Source organism: Lihuaxuella thermophila (assembly GCF_900110165.1).
GTDB lineage: Bacteria > Bacillota > Bacilli > Thermoactinomycetales > Thermoactinomycetaceae > Lihuaxuella > Lihuaxuella thermophila.
The window spans coordinates 14,316-36,900 of sequence record NZ_FOCQ01000021.1; the positions used below are offsets into that span (position 1 = coordinate 14,316).

General features: G+C 50.5%; 23 protein-coding genes and 1 pseudogene. 11 read left to right on the forward strand and 13 right to left on the reverse strand.

Annotated features, from left to right (window positions below; translation table 11 throughout):
- Positions 1-173 precede the first annotated feature (173 nt).
- On the forward strand, positions 174-638 hold the full coding sequence (locus BMW55_RS17685; RefSeq protein ID WP_170840014.1) for a DinB family protein: 465 nt from the start codon (positions 174-176) through the stop codon (positions 636-638).
- Between the two features lie 113 nt (positions 639-751).
- Positions 752-907, forward strand: a pseudogene (locus BMW55_RS20010) (DNA starvation/stationary phase protection protein); the annotation flags it as partial.
- A gap of 94 nt (positions 908-1,001) precedes the next feature.
- On the opposite strand, the gene BMW55_RS17690 reads toward BMW55_RS20010, so the two are convergent.
- Positions 1,002-2,186, reverse strand: a complete 1,185-nt coding sequence (locus tag BMW55_RS17690) for a CaiB/BaiF CoA transferase family protein (RefSeq protein ID WP_089972927.1) — start codon at positions 2,184-2,186, stop codon at positions 1,002-1,004.
- Between the two features lie 640 nt (positions 2,187-2,826).
- Between BMW55_RS17690 and BMW55_RS17695 the strand changes: the two genes are divergently transcribed.
- The 7 genes from BMW55_RS17695 to BMW55_RS17725 all read left to right on the forward strand — a co-directional run bounded on the left by BMW55_RS17695 (position 2,827) and on the right by BMW55_RS17725 (position 8,335).
- Positions 2,827-3,717, forward strand: coding sequence for a sulfite exporter TauE/SafE family protein (locus BMW55_RS17695; RefSeq protein ID WP_089972931.1), 891 nt, complete (start codon positions 2,827-2,829; stop codon positions 3,715-3,717).
- A 51-nt stretch (positions 3,718-3,768) separates the two neighbouring features.
- Positions 3,769-4,209, forward strand: a complete 441-nt coding sequence (locus BMW55_RS17700; protein WP_089972937.1) for an RrF2 family transcriptional regulator — start codon at positions 3,769-3,771, stop codon at positions 4,207-4,209.
- Positions 4,206-4,400: a YezD family protein gene (locus tag BMW55_RS17705; protein ID WP_089972940.1), complete on the forward strand. Its 195-nt coding sequence runs from the start codon at positions 4,206-4,208 to the stop codon at positions 4,398-4,400. Before BMW55_RS17700 ends, BMW55_RS17705 begins: the two co-directional genes overlap by 4 nt.
- Positions 4,401-4,608: 208 nt before the next feature.
- A complete protein-coding gene (locus BMW55_RS17710) occupies positions 4,609-5,577 on the forward strand; it encodes a sulfonate ABC transporter substrate-binding protein (RefSeq protein WP_244527622.1) in 969 nt (322 codons plus the stop codon).
- 19 nt (positions 5,578-5,596) lie between these two features.
- On the forward strand, positions 5,597-6,748 hold the full coding sequence (gene ssuD, locus BMW55_RS17715; RefSeq protein WP_089972943.1) for an FMNH2-dependent alkanesulfonate monooxygenase: 1,152 nt from the start codon (positions 5,597-5,599) through the stop codon (positions 6,746-6,748).
- On the forward strand, positions 6,741-7,511 hold the full coding sequence (ssuC, locus tag BMW55_RS17720) for an aliphatic sulfonate ABC transporter permease SsuC (RefSeq protein WP_089972946.1): 771 nt from the start codon (positions 6,741-6,743) through the stop codon (positions 7,509-7,511). The genes ssuD and ssuC overlap by 8 nt, the downstream gene beginning before the upstream one ends.
- 26 nt (positions 7,512-7,537) lie before the next feature.
- Positions 7,538-8,335: an ATP-binding cassette domain-containing protein gene (locus tag BMW55_RS17725; protein ID WP_089972949.1), complete on the forward strand. Its 798-nt coding sequence runs from the start codon at positions 7,538-7,540 to the stop codon at positions 8,333-8,335.
- Positions 8,336-8,381: 46 nt separating this feature from the next.
- On the opposite strand, the gene BMW55_RS17730 is transcribed toward BMW55_RS17725, so the two are convergent.
- On the reverse strand, positions 8,382-8,843 hold the full coding sequence (locus BMW55_RS17730) for a cysteine dioxygenase (protein WP_089972951.1): 462 nt from the start codon (positions 8,841-8,843) through the stop codon (positions 8,382-8,384).
- A gap of 178 nt (positions 8,844-9,021) precedes the next feature.
- Here BMW55_RS17730 and BMW55_RS17735 point away from each other — a divergent pair, with 178 nt between their 5' ends.
- Positions 9,022-9,273 (forward strand): hypothetical protein, encoded by a 252-nt coding sequence (locus BMW55_RS17735; RefSeq protein WP_139179539.1) that lies wholly within the window; start codon positions 9,022-9,024, stop codon positions 9,271-9,273.
- Positions 9,274-9,331: 58 nt separating this feature from the next.
- Positions 9,332-10,381, forward strand: a complete 1,050-nt coding sequence (locus BMW55_RS17740; protein ID WP_089972956.1) for a sulfite oxidase — start codon at positions 9,332-9,334, stop codon at positions 10,379-10,381.
- Between the two features lie 80 nt (positions 10,382-10,461).
- Here the strand turns inward: BMW55_RS17740 and BMW55_RS17745 are convergent, their stop codons facing one another.
- The 11 genes from BMW55_RS17745 to BMW55_RS17795 form a co-directional block, all read right to left on the reverse strand.
- Positions 10,462-10,746: a ferredoxin family protein gene (locus BMW55_RS17745; RefSeq protein WP_089972959.1), complete on the reverse strand. Its 285-nt coding sequence runs from the start codon at positions 10,744-10,746 to the stop codon at positions 10,462-10,464.
- Positions 10,743-12,053: an FAD-dependent oxidoreductase gene (locus tag BMW55_RS17750; RefSeq protein ID WP_089972962.1), complete on the reverse strand. Its 1,311-nt coding sequence runs from the start codon at positions 12,051-12,053 to the stop codon at positions 10,743-10,745. The genes BMW55_RS17745 and BMW55_RS17750 overlap by 4 nt, the downstream gene beginning before the upstream one ends.
- Before the next feature lie 151 nt (positions 12,054-12,204).
- Positions 12,205-13,272, reverse strand: coding sequence for an electron transfer flavoprotein subunit alpha/FixB family protein (locus tag BMW55_RS17755; protein WP_089972964.1), 1,068 nt, complete (start codon positions 13,270-13,272; stop codon positions 12,205-12,207).
- An 18-nt stretch (positions 13,273-13,290) separates the two neighbouring features.
- On the reverse strand, positions 13,291-14,124 hold the full coding sequence (locus BMW55_RS17760; RefSeq protein ID WP_089972967.1) for an electron transfer flavoprotein subunit beta/FixA family protein: 834 nt from the start codon (positions 14,122-14,124) through the stop codon (positions 13,291-13,293).
- A 14-nt stretch (positions 14,125-14,138) separates the two neighbouring features.
- Positions 14,139-14,567 carry a hypothetical protein gene (locus BMW55_RS17765; protein ID WP_139179540.1) on the reverse strand — a complete coding sequence of 143 codons (429 nt, stop codon included), beginning with the start codon at positions 14,565-14,567 and terminating at the stop codon, positions 14,139-14,141.
- An 809-nt stretch (positions 14,568-15,376) separates the two neighbouring features.
- A complete protein-coding gene (locus BMW55_RS17770; protein WP_089972972.1) occupies positions 15,377-16,588 on the reverse strand; it encodes a GTP-binding protein in 1,212 nt (403 codons plus the stop codon).
- A gap of 567 nt (positions 16,589-17,155) precedes the next feature.
- A complete protein-coding gene (locus BMW55_RS17775; protein ID WP_089972975.1) occupies positions 17,156-17,530 on the reverse strand; it encodes a GNAT family N-acetyltransferase in 375 nt (124 codons plus the stop codon).
- A gap of 321 nt (positions 17,531-17,851) precedes the next feature.
- Positions 17,852-18,643: a nucleotidyltransferase domain-containing protein gene (locus BMW55_RS17780; protein WP_089972978.1), complete on the reverse strand. Its 792-nt coding sequence runs from the start codon at positions 18,641-18,643 to the stop codon at positions 17,852-17,854.
- A 153-nt stretch (positions 18,644-18,796) separates the two neighbouring features.
- On the reverse strand, positions 18,797-19,210 hold the full coding sequence (locus BMW55_RS17785; protein WP_089972980.1) for a PaaI family thioesterase: 414 nt from the start codon (positions 19,208-19,210) through the stop codon (positions 18,797-18,799).
- 43 nt (positions 19,211-19,253) lie between these two features.
- On the reverse strand, positions 19,254-21,032 hold the full coding sequence (locus BMW55_RS17790) for a sigma 54-interacting transcriptional regulator (RefSeq protein ID WP_089972983.1): 1,779 nt from the start codon (positions 21,030-21,032) through the stop codon (positions 19,254-19,256).
- A gap of 215 nt (positions 21,033-21,247) precedes the next feature.
- Positions 21,248-22,405, reverse strand: a complete 1,158-nt coding sequence (locus tag BMW55_RS17795; RefSeq protein WP_089972986.1) for an acyl-CoA dehydrogenase family protein — start codon at positions 22,403-22,405, stop codon at positions 21,248-21,250.
- Positions 22,406-22,585: the final 180 nt, after the last annotated feature.

Sequence of the window (22,585 nt, forward strand, 5' to 3'; positions counted from 1 at the left end):
GGACAACCTCCGGCAAACCAGGGTTCGAACGCATCCGATGCCCTGGTTTGCCGGACTTATTTCCCAACGAGTTTGCCCATATTGGGTATTTTTTATATTTAAAGAATTTGCCGCATAATTTTTACTTGTGTACAATCATAATAGATGACCATTCTGAAACAGGTGGGATGAAGATGAGCCACTTTTTAATCGCTCAATTTGAGATGTTTCGCGGACGGATGTACCAGCTTCTGGAAACCGTTTCCGAAACGGCAGCCGACCAGCAGCCAGCGGGATTCAATAATACCATCCGCTGGAATACCGGTCACATTTTAACGGTTACCGACCGCTTTTTCGGTTTGAACATGCTTCCCGAGAACTATAAAGAGTTGTTCTGGGCGGGAACCAAGCCGGCAGACTGGACCGGAAACGCCCCTTCGTTGGAAACATTACTTTCCCAATTGCGGGAACAGGAAGCGCGAATCAAAGAGACCATCCCCGAACGGTTGGATGAGAAGCTGCCACAGCCGATCCAATTCCCCAACGGCTTTCAACTGACGACGATCAGTGAAGTACTCGCTTTTAACAATGTTCATGAAGGGATCCATACCGGCTATATGAATGCGTTAAAGCGGGCGATCGAGGGACAAGGCAAATAAATATTAAAAAAGATGCGAACCCCTCTGGAACACAGGGAGGTTCGCATTTGTATTAACGTCCACGAGCATTCCTTAAGCAACAGGCCAGGAAACGGCCCGGCAAATGGTTCAAATCGCTGGTCTCGGATGACAACACGCTGGCAGCTGAACTAAAAAACGGGATGAATCCGGCACAAAAAGCCGATGATGAAGTCACCTCCAACCTTCTGCTCGGCATGGAGTCCCGGATCGAGAAACATCTGTGGATGTTAAGCGCATTTTTCAAATGAAAACCAAAAAACCGTGTCAATCTCTGGTGAAGCGATTTACACGTTCATTTTTTATGATGAAACGGGAGATTTATGCCGGGACCATTGCCGGCCGTTATATCACCCCTTTCTCCTTCAATCGTTCAATCTCGGTTTCGGTATATCCTAATTCACGTAAAATCACCCGATTATGTTCCCCCAGCAACGGAGCGGGGGTTTCAATGGAACCGGGGGTCTTGGAAAGTTTAACCGGGATTCCCGGCATCATGATCCGACCCGCAACGGGATGATCCTGGTACACGACCATGTCCCGGGCAAGCACCTGGGGATGTTCCACTGCTTTGGCGACATCATTGATCGGTCCGGAAGGTATTCCGGCTTCCTCGAAGAGATTCAGCCAATCATCCACCCTTTGCTTCCCGATCACCTCACTCATGATCGGTTCCAATTCATCCCAGTGTTCGGTTCGGTCAGCATTCGTTTTAAATCTGGGATCTTCGACCAGGTCTTCCCTGCCGACCACGCGGCACCACTTCTGCCAGAGCTGATCATTGCCGGCCGCCACAACCAGGTATCCGTCCGCAGCCCTGAACACAGCAAAGGGAGTAATGGACGGATGACGATTCCCGGTGGGTTTGGGAGATTCCCCGGTGACAGCCAGGCGGGCAATGGCATTTTCCAAAATCGCTAATTGGCAATCCAGCATGGCGACATCCACTTTTTGCCCCCGGCCGGTTTCTTTCCGTTTATGGAGTGCGGCCATTATGCCGATCACCGTGAACAGACCCGACGTAATGTCAGCGATGGACGCACCTGTTCTCGTCGGCGGACCGTCAGGCTCACCCGTCAGGCTCATGATTCCGCCCATTGCCTGGATGATCAGATCATAAGCCGCTTTTTGACTATAAGGCCCGGTGTGCCCAAATCCGGAGCTGGCAGCATAGATCAAACGCGGATTTATTTTTTCCAGTTCCCCGTACCCCAGCCCGAGCTTTTCCATCGTTCCCGGGCGGAAATTTTCCATGACGACATCGGCTTTTTTCACCAGTTTTAAAAAGATTTCCTTTCCTTCCGGCGATTTCAAATTCAGGGACAGACTCTTTTTATTACGATTTAAGCTGATAAAGTAAACGCTTTCTCCATTGACAAAAGGCCCGTATCCCCTTGAATCATCCCCTCCGTCCGGATGTTCAATTTTAATCACGTCCGCACCCAGGTCTCCCAGAATCATCGATGCGTAGGGGCCCGCCAACACCCTGGTCAAATCCAACACACGAACACCCTGCAATGCTTTTTCCATCGCTCTCCCTCTTTCCTTTACCCAGTTGGAGATGGCTTGTTGCTGCAAGAACCTTGCGATTGCCCAGCCGGATACCCGTTCTTTTCCATTTGTTGACCGATCGTCGCCAATTTTATTATACAGAATATTTAAAAACAATGTAATATTATTTTCAATTTAGATATTAAAATTTCACATCAATCTGACTTATCCATAAAAAATCGTCTGTCTATTTTTTCAAAAATGCACATTTCGGTATTGACAATGGTTTTATTTAATAGTATATTCATCCTAACAAGCGGAAGATTAATAATTTATTTGAATGTAATGTTGACTATTCCGCTAGGATTTATTATAAAACCTGTTTCAACTACATATCACCAACCGCACCAAAGTTACACCATCATCTTTCTGCCATTTATACCGATTCACCAGTCTAAATAGTGAATTTTTTTCATATAAAACCCGTGTAAATTGATTGGTTTTATTAAATTTGAGAAGAGATGGTTGATGATCTGTCACGTACTTTTGGCTACCCGCATACGATGGTATAGCATATCTAAAACCCGACTAATAAACTCAACATTCTCAGGTTTTTTCGACTACAGAAATAATTCTCGGATGATTCGAAATATTGCTCCGGTTAAGGAGGAAGATGAACATGCAAAAGCTTATTGTTTTGGCGATAATAGGTTTTGCTGCCCAATTGGTCGACGGCTCGCTGGGAATGGCTTATGGCGTAACCTCCAGTTCGTTGTTGCTGATGTTTGGGATCGCCCCGGCCGTGGCTTCCGCTTCTGTCCACATGGCAGAGGTGGTGACGACGGCAGCCTCAGGCATCTCTCATTTGCGGTTTGGAAACGTGGATAAGACAATCGTAAAAAGATTGATTATCCCGGGGTCCATCGGTGCCTTTGCCGGAGCTTGTTTTTTGAGCAGCCTGCCCGGTGATCTGGTGAAACCATATGTAGCCGCCTTTTTGTTTCTGCTGGGTTTTTACGTGCTCGGACGGTTCCTGTTCGGAAGTCCGACTGTATCCGGTGAAGCCAAAATCTCCAAGCGCTTCCTCACCCCTCTGGGCTTGGTGGCCGGGTTTCTGGATTCCACCGGAGGCGGTGGATGGGGACCCTTAACCACCCCGATTTTGCTGAGCAGAAAAGGAATCGAAACGAGAAAGGTCATCGGTTCGGTCGACACAAGCGAATGTGCGATCGCCATTTCCGCAACGGTTGGTTTCATCATTTCCCTGGGCTGGACGAGTTTCAGCTGGACATGGGTAGGCGCGTTGATGCTGGGCGGGATCGTGGCAGCCCCGATCGCTGCCTGGCTGGTAAGAGTGATTCCGTCCCATCTGCTCGGGGTCATGGTCGGCGGATTAATTATCCTGACAAATGCCAAAACCATGCTGAACAGCTTTAAATTCATTCCTGCGTCGTGGCACGGAACCGTCTATGTGGCCCTGGGCATCATCTGGGTGGTCAGCATTGTTTATGTGGTCTACAGGCACAAAAACGGATTGAAGAGCGAAGTAACGGTTTCGGTACCGGAATAATCGGTTGGTTGAGGTTGAGACCGGTCCTATTTGTTAAAAGGAGACAAGATTATGAAAGTATCTACGAGAGGGGAATATGCCCTGCGCGCCTTGATTGTCTTGGGGCATCGGCCGAACACTGTAATGCCCATTGCCGAGATCGCTGAGAAAACCCTGGTTCCGGTTAACTATCTGGAGCAAATTCTTCTACAGCTCAAAAATCTTGGCTATGTGAAAAGCAAGCGGGGAATACGAGGCGGATACAAACTGCGCAAGTCTCCTGAACAGATTGTGATCGGAGAAGTCATCCGGCAGCTGGAAGGTCCTCTTGCGCCGATGGGATGTGTCAGCGTCACTGCATACGATCCGTGTCCGCTGGAGGAAGGCTGTTTGTTAAAACCGCTTTGGACCCTGATTCGCGATACGGTCGCCCACCTTTTGGAACAAACGACTTTGGATGATTTGCTTTCTGAACGTATTCCAAATGTAAAGAAGAAGGCGGGGATCAAATGAAACCACGATCCATCCCTGATGAGCAAATCAACAGCATTTTAAAGGCATTGGAAGGGTTGAAATTCGGTTCCATCCTGATTACGGTTCACGACTCCCATATTGTCCAGATTGATCGCACGGAAAAACAACGCTTTTCCATGGAACCCTCCTCCCTTTCGAAAACGCGTACCGCTGCAGGGAACAAAAAATAAGAAAAAACTGGCCAGCATTGCCGACCGGACCACCGGAGGCCCCGTCCCTGGAAGTTTTGACCCAGGGTGATGGGGCCTTGTTGTTTTATGAGGGTATTGTGGCTGACCGATGGTGACTGGCCCGGCCATCCTCCCTCTTACCAAAAACGCCGGTTGGCACGAAGATTTCCCAAACGCATAAACAAATCCGGCCGATGAGGTGAATGCGATGAATGTAACACAGATGATCCGTGTAACTGCGATGTGTCTTTTGGCAACATTCTTTGCCGCCCTTACCGCCGGTTGCAACCCGGAAGCATCCGGCAAAGGAGACCGTGTGATCCGCATCGGATATCAGAAATTCGGCACATTAAGCATTTTAAAAGCCCGCGGAACCCTGGAAAAACGCTTGGAATCCCGGGGCGTCCAAGTGAAATGGACACCGTTTCCCGGAGGGCCGCAGCTGTTGGAAGCGATGAATGTGGGCAGCATTGATATCGGCCATACGGGAAACACCCCGCCCATCTTTGCGCAAGCGGCAGGAACGCCCCTGGTGTATATCGGTTCCGGGATTCCCAAACCCGAGAATGAAGCCATTGTCGTGCCCAAGGATTCCCCCATCAAGAGCGTCAAAGACTTGAAAGGAAAAAAAGTGGCGCTGAACAAAGGGTCCAATGTGCACGATTTGTTGGTACAAGCGTTGGAAAAAGCCGGCTTAACGTATACCGACATCAAGCCGGTCTATCTTCCTCCGGCGGATGCCCGGGCGGCATTTGCCAAAAAAAGCGTCGATGCGTGGGTGGTATGGGATCCGTATTATTCCGCGGTGGAGACGGAGTTGGAAACAAAAACGATTACGGATGCCACAGGGTATACCACCAACCGTGAATTTATCCTCGCACACCGCACTTTCGCCGAACAACGTCAGGATGAAGTCAAGATCGTGTTAGATGAGCTGAAAAAAACAACTGATTGGTTCAACCATCATCCCGATGAAACGGCCAAACTGCTCGCCAAGGAAATCGGAATGGATATCCAACCGGTGAAAAAAGCGATTGTACGGTCCAAATACGGACTGGAACCCATAAACGATTCCATTGTCAACGAACAACAGCAGATTGCCGACACATTTCTGCGAATCGGTTTGATCCCCAAAAAGATCCGTGTCCAAGACGCGGTCTGGCCTCATCATCGATAAAAGGAAAGGTTGTGGAAATATGCAAGTATTCTGGTTTATTCCTACCCATGGCGACGGCCGGTATTTAGGTACAGCCACTGGAGGCCGCACGGTCAACTTCCCGTATTTGCGGCAGCTCGCCCAGGCAGTGGATCACCTGGGTTTCAGCGGAGCCTTGCTTCCCACCGGAAGATCCTGTGAAGATGCATGGATTGTGGCCTCCTCCCTGTTAGCGGTGACAAAGCGGATGCGCTTTTTGGTCGCCGTCCGGCCCGGTCTCATCTCCCCTTCTGCCGCAGCGCGAATGGCGGCCACCTTCGACCGGCTGTCCGGGGGCCGGCTGCTCATCAACGTGGTGACTGGCGGAGACCCTGTGGAGCTGGCCGGGGACGGTGTCCATCTCGACCACGATACGCGGTATGAGCTGACCGACGAGTTCCTGACCATCTGGCGGGAAGTAATGCAGGGGCGGGAGGTTGATTTCAACGGTCAACATTTAAAAGTAAAAGGTGGAAAGCTGCTGTTTCCTCCTGTGCAACACCCGTATCCTCCCCTGTATTTCGGAGGCTCCTCCCCTGCGGGCCAGAAGGTGGCAGCCAGACACGCGGACGTTTACCTGACCTGGGGCGAGCCCCCGGCACAAGTGGCGAAAAAGATTGACCAAGTACGCAAATTAGCGGGCGATCAGGGCAGAACCCTCCGCTTCGGCATCCGGTTGCACGTGATCGTGCGGGAAACGGAACAGGAAGCCTGGGACGCCGCCGACCGGTTGATCCGTTATGTTGACGACGAAACGATTGCGGCTGCCCAACGCATTTTTTCCCGGTTCGATTCAGAAGGGCAACATCGCATGTCTCAACTTCATGGGGGAAAGAAATCCAATTTACAGATCAGCCCCAATTTGTGGGCGGGAGTGGGTCTGGTCCGTGGCGGAGCAGGTACGGCTCTGGTTGGAGATCCGCGCACCGTAGCTGAACGAATGAAGGAATATGCTTCTATTGGAATCGAAACCTTCATTCTCTCGGGCTATCCCCATCTGGAAGAAGCCTACCGGACAGCGGAACTGCTGTTTCCTGAGTTGCCGGTGGCGAAAAAAACTGCTGATTCATCTCCACATCTCTACAGCCCCTTCGGGGAAATGGTGGCCAACGATTATTTTCCCAAGCAGAAAGGTGTGGTTGCGGATGGCTAAGGGCTCTTCTCTCCATAAAACCGCAGATTCTCTCATTTCCTGGATCATCCCGGTTGTACTGGTGATTCTCTGGCAGATTTTGAGCACTCTTGGCTGGATTTCGGGACAAACGCTGCCGGAACCGATCGGCGTGATAGAGGCTGCTCTCCGGCTGTCAGAGTCGGGTGAACTGTTCCAACATATCGGTGAGAGCACCAGCCGGGCGCTGGTCGGGTTGGTGGTTGGCGGCGGGATCGGTCTGGCACTGGGTTTTTTAAACGGACTCATCCCGGCAGCTGAAAAGCTGTTGGATACCACCGTGCAGATGCTGCGAAATATCCCTCACCTGGCTTTGATTCCGCTGGCCATCCTCTGGTTTGGAATCGGTGAAGAGGCCAAATTGTTTCTGGTCGCCCTGGGGGTGTTTTTCCCTCTTTATCTGAATACCTTCCACGGGATCCGCTCAGTGGACCCCGGCTTGATTGAGATGGGGAAAGTCTACGGGCTGAACGGCTGGCCGCTGTTCCGGCAGATCATCCTGCCGGGCGCCATGCCGTCCATCCTGGTAGGTCTCCGCTACTCGCTGGGGATTATGTGGTTAACGCTGATCGTGGCGGAAACGATCTCATCCGATTCCGGGATCGGATATATGGCGATGAATGCCCGGGAATTTATGCAGATGGATGTCGTTGTGTTGAGTATATTCATGTATGCCTTGCTCGGAAAATTAGCCGATATACTGGCAAAACTGCTGGAAAACCGTTGCCTGCGCTGGCGTATGTAGCGAAACACGTACAGGAGGTGTCTCAAGTGGACAGCCATATTTCAGGAACGCGCCTGTTCATACAAGGATTGCAAAAAAAATTCGGCAATCGCCTTATATTAAGCAGCGTGGATCTCGATGTGAAACCGGGTGAATTTATCGCGATCGTCGGCCGATCAGGATGCGGGAAAAGTACGCTTTTACGGTTGATCGCTGGTCTGGAGACTCCCACAGGGGGAGCGATTATCCAGGACGGACACCGGATTTCCGGGCTGAACCCTGCGGCCAGAGTGATGTTTCAGGATGCCCGCCTGTTGCCTTGGCGGAAAGTCATTGACAATGTCGCGCTTGGTGTGGGCGGTGCCGGAGACAGTCAGAAAGAATCGGCCGGACGCCTGCTCCGACAAGTTGGCTTGGCGGAATACGCGCAGGAGTGGCCGGGGATTCTCTCCGGCGGACAACGCCAACGCGCAGCCTTGGCGCGGGCACTGGTCAGCCGCCCCCGCCTGCTATTGCTGGATGAACCTTTAGGCGCCCTGGATGCGTTCACACGGATCGAGATGCAGCAATTGATTGAAAAACTGTGGCAGGAACAGGGATTTACTGCCCTGCTGGTCACCCATGACGCGGAAGAGGCGGTTGCTCTTGCGGACCGGGTGGTTTTGCTGAAAAACGGAACCGTTGATCTCGAAGTTCCGATCTCCCTTCCCCGCCCCCGTCAGCGAAGCAGTGCTTTGTTTGCTTCCCTGGCCGGTAAAATTCGGGATCAGGTGATGGATTCCATCCCGACGTCACAGAAGCCAATGGTGAAGACAATGTCGTTCATCCGGTCCAGGAATGGATGAACGACCCGTATACGGCAAGTATACGGGTTGAGAAATGGAACCCGTTTCATCGGTAAGTTCTCATGGCTGTCAGCGGCGGAGAGTAAACGTGAAAAGTAATCAGCCTTTCCTCGGAAGGATTGCACATTTTGTGAATCTGTCCTTTGACCGCATAAAAGAAATCGCCTTTCAGGAATCTGTTTTGCTCATAGCAGAAGAGTTGGTTCTCTTTATCAAGTACGTACAACTGGTTGATCAGGCTTCCTTCCACGACATATGCACAACCAATCGAATTTCCGTGATCATGAACAGGTGTTTCTTGCTTCCCCGGTATATGAATCACAATCGCCTCCATCACATCGGACCGGAAAATGACATTTCTGCCGTATGGAAGGATGTCTGCATGAGTGAGATGGGGAAGGATTCGTTCACGGGTACAGCCGATCGAAGAAATCGCCTCTTTCAGTTCGCGAAGTGTCGGCTGTGTTAATTTCGCTAAAACATGATGAACACATTGCAGAAAATCCATATCGCTTCCTCCGTTGAATGTTTTTCAATGTAACGAGAGACAACCAATTCTTGACAATCTCTAGTTATTTAGTCAGGATTTGATGTCTCCTTTCAGCATCAGCGTATTCAGGTCAGCCAACTTTGGTCACTCATGCTGTTTTCGACGATGGCGATCAATTGAAGGAAGGATGATCACGGTGAGTTATATCAACTTGAAAGAGAGATACTTTCTGGCCAAAAATCTGATGAAATTAGCCGGAAAGTCGAAGAAAAAAGACCGGTTCATCATTGCTTCCATCCTGAACAAAATCGGCGATCCCGACATGGTGCTTACTCATGAGGAAACCGGCTTCTTAAAAAATAAACTCGACTGTTACCTGGATGAGGCGATGGACAATCGGGATGAGCACAGTATTGAATTTTTAAAAAATCTGAAGACGAAAGTATAAAGTCTTTGGTCTGCGAAGAGCGTCCTGAAGGAAAAATGGTCTTGGGAGGCCTGAAAAGATGGATGAAAACAAACCGATGGTAAAACCCTGTCCCCTCACCATCAGTCTGGAACCGGAGAATCAGGAAACACCCATTCATTTTGTGGAGGATTGGGTGACACCGGAAGAATTTTTTTACAAGCGAAATCACTTCCGCTATCCATCTGCATCCGAAGCTCCAACTACCCTTCAAATCGACGGCATCGTCCAACGCCCCTTGGTGTTCGACCTTGAACAATTGTGTAAGTTGCCGTCCAAGACATTGGCCGTCCCGTTGGAGTGTGCCGGAAATAAGCGGACCATGTACCATCCCCGCGTCTATGGCGTTCAATGGCAAAAGGGGGCCATTAGCCAGGGTATATGGAAAGGGGTTCCTCTCCATGTTCTGCTAGAGAGGGCCGGAATCCAAAGCGGAGCCAAAGAAATTGTGTTTACCGGCGCGGACCGGGGGAACCACACCGCTTACCAGAGAAGCCTGCCCGTTGATAAGGCCATGCATCCGGATACGATCGTGGCCTACGAACTAAATGGCGCTTCCATTCCCCTGAAGCACGGATTTCCTTTCCGTTTAATCGTTCCCGGCTGGTATGCGATGGCCTCGGTCAAGTGGTTATGCAGAATCTCGGTGATCGACCAGTCGTTCGAGGGACCCTTCCAGACAACCGATTATATGTATTACCCCCACCCGGATTCAGACGATGGAAAAAGCCCCGTTACCACCATGAAGGTCAACTCGATCATCCGGCAGCCACAGGATTATGACATATTGGCCAGAGGGACCAACCTGATTAAAGGAATCGCGTGGACGGGAGAAGGCAGGATCTCCGAAGTAGAGGTGAGCACCGACAACGGTGTTTCCTGGGAACCGGCCACCCTCCTTGGCGACTCCCGGCATCCGTATGCTTGGGTGTTTTGGAGCTATGAGTGGGAAGCGAAACAGAAAGGAGAATACGTCATCCTGGCCCGGGCGCGGGATTCCGCCGGCCGAGTCCAGCCCATGCAGCCGGAGTGGAACCGAAAAGGCTACGGGTACAACGGAGTATCCAGAATACGCGTGAAAGTCGATTGAAGAAAAAAAGCCTCTTATTACGCAAGCGCAATAAAAGGCGTAGCAGGCATAAACCCTATAATCATGTTATTTAGCCGGCATTATCCCATTTTAAACGACATGCCGTACCCTCCTTTGGGATAGACCCATTCGATGTTGTCCGACGGGCAAGCGATTCTGCATGTGCCGCATTCAATGCAGTTTTCAAAGGCAACCGTGGTGAGCTTTTGTTTTTTGTCCCACTCGTACACATCGGCCGGACAGAAAAAGTTGCAGTCTTTGGTCGTGCATCGGATACAGACATCGCGGTCTTTGATCGTCAAATGGGAAACTTTGTCGCATTTAAAACGGATCGTAAAAAGCTTATCGGAAATCGTTTGACTCATCCGTTCATCGCCCTCCATCCTTTTATTCCCAGCTTCATCAGATTAACGGTTCCGCCGGCCGCCTCCGCAATCTTTTTCAGTGCCATCTTTTGCTTATCCGCCTTCGGCACCCCGTCGACCAAAAACATATTGTATGCCGCTTCATTGAGAGCCCGGGGCAGTTTGGTAAACAACAGCTCCGGATCTTCCTCTTTCAGTAACTTATGCATGCCTTTATATTTTCTCAAATCTTTCATGATAAACGAATTTTTCACCTTTTCATCGTACAGCCGCAAGGTGGCGGCGGAAAAATCGCCTCTGTTTTTGGCTTCGATCACGGTTTCCCCTGCCATCCGGCCTGAAGCCATAGCCAGGTTGGTTCCTTCACGGTGGACAAAGTTGACCAATTGTGCGGCATCCCCAACGATACACCAGCCGTCGCCCGACAGCGGAGGAACGGAATGATAGCCGCCTTCTGGAATCAGGTGTCCGGAGTATTCCAGCGTTTCGCCTCCCTGGATGAGCTTCTTGATCATGGGATGCTGCTTGATGGCTTCGAGAATCGCGTACGGCTTGATTCGCTTGTCCCTGAGGTGGTTGACCATGACTCCCACACCCAGGGAGATCGTTTCTTTATTCGTGTATAAAAAGCCCATTCCGGCCATCCCGAGCGAGGTTTCACCCATAAATTCAATCGTGACTCCTTCGTTTCCCTCCACATTGAAGCGATCTTCGATTTTTTCTTTGGGAAGGGCAATCACTTCTTTGACAGCCAGGGATACTTCGTCCGGACGCCACTCTCTGTGGATGCCCATGGATTTGCCCAAGAGGGAGTTGACACCATCCGCAATCACAACCACATCCGCATAGAGCTCTCCGTCTTCGCGGTCCGTTTTGACCCCAACCACCCTGTTTCCGTCCCGGATCACATCGAGAGCAACCGTTTGGTAGACCGGCAGTGCTCCAGCCTGAACCGCCTTGTCGGCGAACCACTGGTCAAATTTTACTCTGAGTCCGGTAAAACAGTTGTAAGGTTCTTTATAGGCTTCGTTTCGATGGCTGAAGGTGACCATGGACTCTTTTCCCATCACCCAAATCCGCTGTTCTACAATATTCCGTTCCATCGGGAAATTGCGTTCTTTCCAAAATTCAGGCACGAGCTCCTCAATCTGTTTTCGGTACAGGACCCCTCCAAAAATATTTTTTGCGCCCGGAAATTCACCACGTTCAAGCAGTACCACATTTAACCCGGCCCTGGCCATCGTCAGAGCGGCCGCAGTGCCTCCCGGACCCGCTCCTACGACCACTGCATCAAATTTTTCATTCACTGTGCATCGCCCCTTACTCATCAGATCGGTAAACATCAGTTTGATCAAACATGAACATGAAATCCCGGGAACAGATCAACCGCTGTCCGGTGTTTTTTACTCACCCGGATTGAACCGAAGACTTGGCAAGATGCCCACCCCTTCAGCAAGGTCAGGCTCTGAATGCCGCAGTCGGATCTAACTTGGCCGCTCTTCTTTTCTTCACTTCTCTCGTAATCGCGGGCACAATGGTAAATAAATCACCGACAATCCCGTAATGGGCTATCTGGAAAATCGGAGCGTTCGGATCTTTGTTAATGGCCACAATCACCTCGGAGTTTGACATCCCCACCGTATGTTGCACGGCTCCGGAGATGCCGATCGCAAAGTAAAGTTTGGGTCTTACTGTGCACCCGGTTTGCCCCACCTGGTGTTCGTGCTTGATCCAACCCGCATCCACACAAGCCCGGCTCGCCCCCACGACACCACCCAGCGCATCGGCCAGTTCCTGTAACATCTTAAAAGGTTCCGGACCGCCCAATCCCCTTCCGCCGGCGACAATAATCTCCGCGTCTTCGAGATTCACCCCGCCTCTTTGCTCGATAAACTCTACGACCTTGGCGGCAATCTGATCTTCGCTCATCGGGTTGTCGATCCGCACTATTTCTCCCTGGCGGCCGGGATCCCGCGGAAGCGCCTGAAACACCCCGGCACGGGCGGTAGCCATCTGCGGGCGATACTGTTTACACAAAATCGTGGCCATCATCTTCTCCGAAAAAGCGGGACGGCTCGCCAACAGCAATCGGGAGGGATGAGGCTCCACATCCAGTTCCGTGGTATCGGCCGTCAGTCCGGTCGGCAAGTGTGTAGCGATCGCTCCCGCCAAATCCCTGCCCGTGGCGGTCGCGCCGAACAGACAGATTTCCGGCTTGATCTCCTCGATCAACTTTAAAGTAATGCGGCTGTACGGACGGGTCCGGTAATCCTTTAACTCAGGCCCTTCACACAAAAATACTTTGTCAGCCCCGTAATAGACCGCTTCCCGGGCCAAGTGTTCCACCTGATCGCCGACGACCAAAGCCATAAGCGAAACATCCAGTTTGTCGGCGAGCTTTTTGCCCGCTCCCAGGAGTTGCCATGACACATTTTTGGCGATGCCGTTCCTTTGTTCCACAAAAACAAGGACTCCACGGTAATTGGACCAATCGGGCATTTGATCGTTTGTTCGTTCTCTGGCCATCATGATCGCCTCCTTCTATCAAATCCAGCCCAATTTCTCTGCCAAGTCACTTTCCCACAGTTTTGCCGTCAACTGTTCGGCGATCTGTTCCGGCGTGTCACCGCTGATCATTTCGCCTTCAATTTTTCTGGCCTCCGGCACCCAGGTCTTCGCGACAATGGTGGGTGACCCTTTCAGCCCGATTTTGCTGACCTCTATGTCCGGAAAATCGGCCGTCGTCCATGTAACCGGCTTATATCTGGCAGCCCGGATCATCCCCGGCAGCGATGCTCTCCTCACTTCGTTCAGTTCTTTCAGAGCGGTGATGAGGACCGGCATGGAAGTCTCCACCACTTCAATGCCGTCCTCCAGATACCTGTGAACCCTCACCCTCCGCGCTTCGGGATCGACACGGACCACTTTCCCCACATAGGTCAACTGCTCCAGATTCAGCCGGCAGGCAATGCCGGGGCCCACTTGACCGGTATCTCCATCCAGCGTCTGTTTTCCGCAAAAAACAATATCTGCCGGTCCCCATTCCTGTTCCACCTTTTGAATGGTTTTCGCCAGCACGTAGGAAGTAGCCAGCGTATCCGCACCGGCAAATTTGCGGTCTGTGACGAGAACGGCTTCATCCGCTCCGAGCGAAATACATTCCTTCAGCGATTTTTCCGCAGGAGGCGGTCCCATGGTGACCACCGTAATCCGGGCTCCATGCTGATCTTTGATGCGCAGCGCTTCCTCCAGCCCATGCAGGTCATAAAAATTGACGATACTGGGAACTCCCTGCCGGATCAATGTGTTCGTATTGGGATCAATACGAATCTCTCTGCTGTCAGGGACTTGTTTGATACAGACAACGATATGCAACATGCAGCTACCTCCATTTATGCAAGATCATCATTTTGGAATGCCCGCTGTTTAAAATGTTCATAATTGATGGAAATCTTCACTTGCGATCCGGTGAATTCGTTAATCTCCCGGTAAAATAAACGGGTGGTAAGCAAGTCTTTTTGCGAATGGGTTTCCAGGATGCCCGATAGTTTCAACGCAATTTCAAAAGCATACAGAGAGCTGGTTTCATAATAGGGAGATAACAGCCAAAAAGGTCTGTCTGAACAAACGGGATACACTGAAACCTTCCATCCGGTTACCGCTTCGGTTTCACACCAGATCAAGGCAATCAGCCAGTGGGTAACCGATTCATATAATCCTTCTTCTCCGTGATTTGATTTTCCCAGTGTAAGTTTATCTTTTTCTCCAACAGGTATGAGCGACTTATCAAAAAAGTCTTTTAAAACGGGGATCGCTTGCACTCCTTTCTCCCTCCCGTCAGTTGTGTTGAGACTCGGATCCGGCAGCAAACCCGGAAAGAAAGCGTTTTCCGGCTTGATGAAAAATGATGAATTCCACCGCGCGTCCCCGGGACGCCGAATAAGCAAACGAATCATCGCGTTTGAACTTTCTTGCCCCTGCAAAACGAGAATCTGCACAGGTTGAGGAGGATCCATGGTGAGGCTCATAATCACGAACTGTGCCGCATTGGAGAGGTCATTCAGGAGATTTTTTGAAAAGAGCTGTTATTTTCTATTTGTATGACGAGATGACTGGAGGAATGTTAGGGCATGGCGGATTGTTCCGGCACACCGGGCGTGATCCTGCCCAATGTGTGAAACCCTTGTAGTTTATATTTTACACTAATTCACCCGTGTGATTAATAGCAAATATCCAAATTATCAAATAAATATTGTAGTCATTTTGCCATCATGCTCCGGAAAGCCCCTTCTTGCCTGCTCCTATAACTGAATTTTCGACAAACAAGTCAATAGAAACAAACTTTCTGACCACACCATCCGTGCCATGAGTCAGAGTTGGGTCAGCTTCTGGCTGGGCGCTACGTTCAACTTGTCAAAAAAAGCCCCGCATCTGAAGCGGGCCCAATACGCGGAAAATACAGGATACCTGTTTGCCAACAAGATTCCGCCTTCACAAACAGCGGCCGGAAGTGAACACACATCACACAAGATAAAGTTCCATACAACGACATCACATACACAGGTTGACCATGAGCACCACTTCTTCAGAGGCAACCAGTCTGTTCTTCCATTTCATCCTGGCAATGCTTCTATGCTGATCTGACCTCTTCCGGTTCAGCCGCTTTTGGCAACGGATCGGCAAATTGAGTCCAATCCATGTTCATCTCTTCATCTGTAAGCAACAGGCGGTCTAATTCTTCCTCCAACTCCTCCCGGTTCATCTCCATCCCGATCAAAACAATTTCGTTCATCCGGTCTCCATGTGTTTCATCCCACCATTCTTTGAGTTCCGGCTGTTCTTTCAGAATTTCCGCTTGTTCTTCGTTTGGCAGGGATGCAACCCAGTGTCCCATCACTCCGAGCTGAATTGAGGGGCCCGCCTGACTGAAGCTGAGCGCCGTGTCGTTTCGTGTGGCCAGCCAGAGCATCCCTTTCGCGCGCACTACGTCTTCCGGCCATTCTTCGAACCATCGGGTTAAACGCTCGGGATGAAACGGCCTTCTCCTGCGATAAACAAAGGACGAGATCCCGTATTCCTCCGTTTCCGGAGTATGTTCCCCTTTTTGCAGCTCTTGCAGCCATCCGGCGGACTGGCTGGCTTTTTCAAAGTCAAAAAGACCCGTGTTCAGAATTTCATCCGGGTTAATTTTTCCTTTTATACTTCGGATGATTTTCGCCGAGGGCTGCAATTTGCGCAGCACGGCTTCCAGCTTCGCCAGTTCGGACTCGCTGACAAGATCACACTTGTTCAGGATGAGCACATCACAGAATTCAATTTGATCGATTAACAGATCCACGACGTCGCGGGTATCTTCCTCCCCCAGCGCCTGCTGCCGGTCCAACAGCGATTCACCGGAGGAAAAGTCATGCCAAAAGCGGTAGGCATCCACTACCGTCACCATCGTATCCAGCCTGCACAGGGAAGTCAGATCGATTCCGAGTTCCTCATCTATGTAGCTGAATGTTTGGGCAACGGGAACCGGCTCGCTGATTCCGGTTGACTCGATCAATATGTAGTCGAAGCGCCCCTCTTTGGCTAATCTCTCCACTTCAACCAGCAAGTCTTCCCGCAAAGTACAGCAAATACAACCGTTTGACATTTCCACTAACTTTTCTTCCGTCCGCGAAAGATTGGTTTCTCTCCCGACCAAATCGGCATCGATATTGATTTCACTCATATCGTTCACGATAACTGCTACCTTCAATCCCTGCCGATTATTTAAAACATGGTTCAAAATCGTTGTTTTTCCTGCACCCAGGTACCCGCTCAACACAGTGACGGGAATTCTATCTTTTCCCACACAGACCTCTCCTTTGTCATGTTCTGAATGTCATCATTCATATAAGATATATATCGTAATAATTCCTATTTGTAAATGGTAGTTTTTACGACTTTCCAGATTACACACCATTATTTGTTCCTAGAGCTTTTCATTTATCCGGAATTATTCTTGTAAACCGTGGAAATGGAGGGGGACGACCGATCTGCCTTTAAGATCAATCTCTACGCCAAAGCGGTGGCATATCGTGCGTCGAACGGGGATCCTGCCGTGGAGATAAGTGGTGAGAACGCGAATGTTGAGAGGAAAATTGACAGGAGAAGAAGTTAAGAAAGTCCCCCTGCTTGGGGGACTTGCATTTTAGCTGCTCATTCGGATCTATTTTGATTTGGACTTTTGTCATCAGCTAATCCTTAATATCCGCTTCACTTCTTATTTTCAAAATCGGTTCTTAATAAACCATAAACATGTATATCCTCAAATTTACCTTTGGCAAAAAATGTGTTGTAACAAGGTCCCTTCTTTTTTGAAACCGCACTTTTCCAACACTCTGCCGGATGCAGGATTTCTTGTCATAACAGAGGAGGTTCATTTATTTAAGTTTAATTCCTCAAATCCATATGGAATGATTCTTTTGCATGCTTCCGTCATATATCCATTGCCCCAATACGGAGTGCCTAACCAATACCCGACTTCTGCTTTTTGATGCTCTTTACTCAGGATCAAACTGATGGAACCCATCAACCGGGTACCTGTTTTTCTTGTAATAGCAAATCCGATTTCCGGGTCGTTTTTATTTAAATACTCGATCCAGGATTCTGCCGCACCATCCGGATAAGGATGGGGAATTGGCGGGATTTTATCCGCTATTTCCCAATCACCCGCCAAAATCTGAACCGTCTTGGCATCTTTCGGCTCGAAAGGTCTGAGAATTAGACGCTCCGTCTCCAAAATAGTTGGCAATCAAACACCTCCTTCCAATCATCTCCTGCTGCTATTGAATAGAATGAATGAGTTGAACTACAAAGGGGAAAAACCGGTTCATTGCGAACAGCGTTCTTCTCTCACCTTCATGAGAAAACCTCTCTGTTGATCGCCTTCCTCCTTTCCATGTTTACTTACTTTTTTCGATAAATGAGGTGATTTTCCAGCAAATAAACCGGATTCCTGTCATTATTTCCCGGAAAATAGGAGATGTTGAAACCATTCTGTGCGGGTCTATTCTTTGAATGTTCCCTCTTTCCGATCGACCGCATAGCCTTCCTGAATCAACTCCTGTCCAGTTTATCCTCCCCATACCTCAGTCAAGGCAGCACGAAACAGTTCATCCAATTGGCGATCCAGATTGCGATCTGCAACGGGCAACATTTTGGCTGTCCGTTCAAAATGCCCGATCTTCTCATGAATAAAGTCGTGGATGACGGCGATCTTTGGTTCCAGGTCCAGTTCTTCTCCGGATTTTTTCCGCTCCAGCAGCTGAGCAATTTCGCTTCTCAATTCGCTATTCGCCGGCAATAACTCTTCTACCAATTGTGCAAACTCCATCGGTGGCATGGTATTTTTCTCTTCAATCCACATGCAGCCGAGAATGGGGCGCAACACATAAAAATATTTCTTGATTTTCACCAGGTCCCCTTGGAGATACTCACGGAAATTGCCTTTAGCCATATTGAGATAATGGTACATGCACGATTTGGGCGAAAAGGCTGAGGAGGACAGTTGCCGGAGCTGTCCGGCAACCGAATAGTTCTCATCATATTGGATCGGCGACTGCAGCCACTCAAGCAACGGGGGATTCGATTTTCGGAATAAATTCAAGGCTTTCCGCAAATCCCATCCGTTGATGTCAAGCATGCCGTGAATAGGCCGTTCAATCACGTCCCTTTTTTCAAAGATGGATAAATACCACTCGATTCGCCGGACATAGAGAAACCGGACATCATAATCACTATCCTTCGAAGGGAAGCCCCATGCCCGGCTCCCAGACTCACAGGCATAAAGTATACGCACTTGTTCTTCCTTCTCGATTTTCTTCAGTTCCTCTAAAATCTGTCGATGATGGTTCAATATCTCCATGATGGCCCTCTTTCATTGTTTAAATGAGATTATGCAGTTATTAAATACGATGGCTTTGCTTGATCTCCCTCTCAACCTCTAAATACGGTAAAAACAGATTTGAATCACGTGCCCGAAAAATATACCCGCTGCCAGATGAAAAAGCCCCGCATCTTAAGCGGGGCCCTGAAATACGCGGAAAGTGCCGGTTGCCATGGCCAGAAGGGTTCCGTCTTCGGTTTCCACACGGGCTTCCGTGGTGACCGTTCGCTTGGTGCGGTGCACCACCCTGCCGCGGGCATAGATCTTGCCCGTGTCCGCCGAAGCCAGAAAATGAACATTCATGTGAGTCGTCGCCTGGTAACGTCCGGCCGCGGCCCGTGAGGCCAAGCCCATTGCATTGTCCAGCAGGGTTGCATAAACGCCGCCGTGAACGGTCATATTCCCGTTCAAGTGATGCCGTTCGATGGCTAAAGACAACACCGCATGTCCGTCACCGACTTCCTCAATCACACAGCCGGTATACTGCCAAAACGGCACATTGGAAAAGTATTCGCGAAGCTCCCGCAAATCGTTTTCGTCTGCCATCACGCACCTCCTGTTCCTTTACCGCATCACTCGCGCCATCCTGTTATGGTTGGGAGTATGTTTTCCGTCCCTCCCGCTTTTTGCCGCGAATGCCGTATTTGTATGCTTTCCGGATCGCTGTCGACTGGCTGATTTTTAACGCCTTTGCCACTTCATAGGAGCTGTCATACCGCTCAAAAGCGGCTGCGAGAATCCGTTGTTCCAATTGTTCCAAGGCCGCCTGCAGACCGTCCGACTCCCCGATCTTTTCCAAAACGCCGAAATCGGGTTCTGCCGGTCCTTTCCTCCGCTCTTTCTCAGAGATGGAGTTTTCCCTCCCTGGCAGATTTCCTCCAGTTAAAGGCGGCAAATGTTCCGGTCGGATCTCGTGGGAAGGCGTGGTGACCAGCAGCCGTTCCACCAGATTGGACAATTCCCTGATATTTCCCGGCCACGAATATTCCTTGAGGAGGTTCAGCGTGTCTTCCGTAAAGTGCTTGGCCGTTTGGTATTTCCGGTTAAACTTGTCCAGAAAAAACCGGATCAACGGCAAAATATCCTCCCGGCGTTTCCGCAGAGGCGGGATTTCGATCGGAACCACATAGAGCCGGTAATAAAGATCCTCCCGAAACGAGCCTTCTGCCACCATCTTTTTCAGATCCCGGTTGGTCGCCGCTACAATCCTCACATTCACCTTGACCGGCTTCACTCCCCCCACGCGGTGAAACTCCTGATCCTGAAGCACCCGAAGCAATTTCACCTGCAGGTGGAGCGGCAACTCCCCGACTTCATCGAGAAATAATGTTCCTTCATGCGCCAGCTCAAACATTCCCGGCTTGCCGTTTTTCTTCGCGCCGGTAAATGCGCCCGAATCATACCCGAACAGTTCGGATTCCAGGAGCTCCTGCGGGATGGCCCCGCAATTGACTTTGATGAAAGCCCCCTTTTCGTACCGTTTGCTGTTCCGGTGGATCATGCGGGCCACCACTTCTTTCCCCACTCCCGATTCGCCGAGCAGCAATACGGTCGTATCGGTATCGGCAACCCGGTTGGCGAGCTCGATCACCCGCTCCATCGCCTTGCTGGCGATCACGACCGGTTCGTCTCCCGCATGGAATTTGCGTAATTGCAATAATTCCTCCCTCAACCGGTTTAATTCGGAGATATCACGCAGGTTGGTCACAACCCGGATCACTTCTCCCTGCTCGTTGAAGACCGGGCTGCCGGTGATCAACAACACTCTGCCCAGCGCGTTTTCCTGAATGACCGTCACCGGATTTTTTTGTCTGATCACCTCGAATGTAACGGATTTTTCGACAATCCCCCGCTTTTCCAGATAGCGAAGATCCTTCCCGATATAATACTCTTTGGGTATTCCCGTCAGCCGTTCGATGGCGTCGTTGGTCTTCAGCGTGATTCCGTTCGTATCGGCGATGTAAATGGCGTCATACGAATTTTGGATAATCGCGTCCAGTTCATCCCCGGCCGCCTTGGCCTCTGCCAAGCGTTCCTGCATCTTCTTCAGCGGAGTCATATCATAAGCGACGAGCACGATCCCCGGTCCGGACGGGGCACGGCGGTCCGGATGGGCGCTCACGTGCAGATCCAAACCGGACAGCGTGGTCCGCCAGTGGACCGCCTCCCCGGAATTCAGAATGTCGGATATACGTGACTTCGATATCAGCAATTCCAATCCGGCTTTCATCCACGAATCGGTAGGACCCAACCAGTGGCGAATCGTATCATTGGCGTATCTGACAGCTCCGGACTGATCCAGAAGGGCGACACCGATATCGACCCCCGTAACGGTCTCTTTCGCTTCTTCTGTTTTTCCTTTGCTCATCCCGGCTCTCCTCCCCCAATACACCCTTTTCTAAAGGATTATCTGTTAATACGCAATATTCCTCTGGCAATGGATGAGCATTTATCCCAAAAGGAAACCGGAGAGAAAAGCGGGAACGCAGATGGAGCGAAAACCAGGGAGCAGGAAAAGACCGGAGCCGAAATTGGCACTTATCGACACAGATTCACCACGATCATCTCCAGGTGATCGGCAAGTCATGATCGTTTTCTGTACTCTTTGATCAATTGGGCTCCGATAATATTTCGCTGAATCTCCGACGTGCCTTCGTAGATCCTGGTAATTCTCGCATCCCGGTAAAACCGCTCAATCGGATACTCCGCGTTATAGCCGATTCCGCCGTGGATTTGCACAGCCTTGTCTGCAACGCGGTTGTACACTTCCGATCCGTACAGTTTGACCATGGCCGCTTCTTTGATCACATTCATCCCCTGATCGGTCATCCAGGCTACCCGGTATGTCAACGAACGGAGGGTTTCCGTCTCCACCGCCATATCGGCCAGCATATGGAGAACCGCCTGCTGTTCAATGATCGGTTTGTCAAATTGAACTCTTTCCATCGCATACTGGATGGATTTGTCGAGCAGGTATTGGCAGGACCCCAGATTTCTCGCAGCCAGGCCGGCACGCCCGTTGGTCAGGATTTTCAATGCATTGACATATCCCTCTCCTTCCTCGCCCAGCCGGTTTTCGACGGGAACCTCCAAATCCTCAAAAAACAGTTCACAGGAATGGGAGCCGTTCAGCCCCATCTTTTTCTCCGTCTTTCCGACGATGAATCCCGGAAAATCTCTCTCGACAATAAAAGAAGTAATCCCTTTCGGGCCCTTGGACGGATCGGTAACAGCCATGACGGTAAAAACATGGGCATCCCGCGCGTTGGTGATGTAATGTTTGGAACCGTTGATGAGATAACGGTCACCTTTGCGGACAGCGGTCGTTTTCAGGTTGGCTGCGTGGGAACCGGCGCTCGGTTCGGTCAACGCAAAGGCTCCGATCCACTCGCCGGTTGCCATTTTGGGCAAATAGCGCCGCTTCTGCTCTTTATTGCCCATTTGCACAATCCCCACCGTGCCGATTCCGGTGTGCGCACCGATCAGCGAGGTAAAACCGTTGTGCGTTTTCCCCAGCTCCTCGTAAATGGCGCACTTTCCGACCATCGAAAGTCCCAGCCCGCCGTATTCTTCCGGGATGCTGAGTCCGAACAAGCCCATCTCTTTAGCCATCTGAACGATCCGCCGGGGGATTTCGCCGCTTTCCTCAATTTCCTGAGCAACCGGCTCCACCTCGTTCCCGACGAAATCCCTGACAATCCGCCGCAACGACTCCATCTCTTCAGGCAGTGTGAAATCCATCGTCTCTCTCCTCCCCCATTCAACAACGCCCGTCCTACTTTTCCAACATTCACACTTTTTTCACGTGCAACTCTCATGCCATCAAGCTACAGATAGATGAAAACCGCCTACATCCATAACAAACGGACCGGCCCGACTCGCCTGAATCCACTCTGTTAAGTCACAACTGCATGACATCAT

Excerpts from the sequence above, each read along its gene's own strand:
- BMW55_RS17685 (WP_170840014.1), top strand. The coding sequence starts at position 174 with ATGAGCCACTTTTTAATCGCTCAATTTGAGATGTTTCGCGGACGGATG.
- BMW55_RS17690 (WP_089972927.1), bottom strand. The coding sequence starts at position 2,186 with ATGGAAAAAGCATTGCAGGGTGTTCGTGTGTTGGATTTGACCAGGGTG.
- BMW55_RS17695 (WP_089972931.1), top strand. The coding sequence starts at position 2,827 with ATGCAAAAGCTTATTGTTTTGGCGATAATAGGTTTTGCTGCCCAATTG.
- BMW55_RS17700 (WP_089972937.1), top strand. The coding sequence starts at position 3,769 with ATGAAAGTATCTACGAGAGGGGAATATGCCCTGCGCGCCTTGATTGTC.
- BMW55_RS17705 (WP_089972940.1), top strand. The coding sequence starts at position 4,206 with ATGAAACCACGATCCATCCCTGATGAGCAAATCAACAGCATTTTAAAG.
- BMW55_RS17710 (WP_244527622.1), top strand. The coding sequence starts at position 4,609 with ATGAATGTAACACAGATGATCCGTGTAACTGCGATGTGTCTTTTGGCA.
- ssuD (WP_089972943.1), top strand. The coding sequence starts at position 5,597 with ATGCAAGTATTCTGGTTTATTCCTACCCATGGCGACGGCCGGTATTTA.
- ssuC (WP_089972946.1), top strand. The coding sequence starts at position 6,741 with ATGGCTAAGGGCTCTTCTCTCCATAAAACCGCAGATTCTCTCATTTCC.
- BMW55_RS17730 (WP_089972951.1), bottom strand. The coding sequence starts at position 8,843 with ATGGATTTTCTGCAATGTGTTCATCATGTTTTAGCGAAATTAACACAG.
- BMW55_RS17740 (WP_089972956.1), top strand. The coding sequence starts at position 9,332 with ATGGATGAAAACAAACCGATGGTAAAACCCTGTCCCCTCACCATCAGT.
- BMW55_RS17745 (WP_089972959.1), bottom strand. The coding sequence starts at position 10,746 with ATGAGTCAAACGATTTCCGATAAGCTTTTTACGATCCGTTTTAAATGC.
- BMW55_RS17755 (WP_089972964.1), bottom strand. The coding sequence starts at position 13,272 with ATGGCCAGAGAACGAACAAACGATCAAATGCCCGATTGGTCCAATTAC.
- BMW55_RS17760 (WP_089972967.1), bottom strand. The coding sequence starts at position 14,124 with ATGTTGCATATCGTTGTCTGTATCAAACAAGTCCCTGACAGCAGAGAG.
- BMW55_RS17780 (WP_089972978.1), bottom strand. The coding sequence starts at position 18,643 with ATGGAGATATTGAACCATCATCGACAGATTTTAGAGGAACTGAAGAAA.
- BMW55_RS17785 (WP_089972980.1), bottom strand. The coding sequence starts at position 19,210 with ATGGCAGACGAAAACGATTTGCGGGAGCTTCGCGAATACTTTTCCAAT.
- BMW55_RS17790 (WP_089972983.1), bottom strand. The coding sequence starts at position 21,032 with ATGAGCAAAGGAAAAACAGAAGAAGCGAAAGAGACCGTTACGGGGGTC.
- BMW55_RS17795 (WP_089972986.1), bottom strand. The coding sequence starts at position 22,405 with ATGGATTTCACACTGCCTGAAGAGATGGAGTCGTTGCGGCGGATTGTC.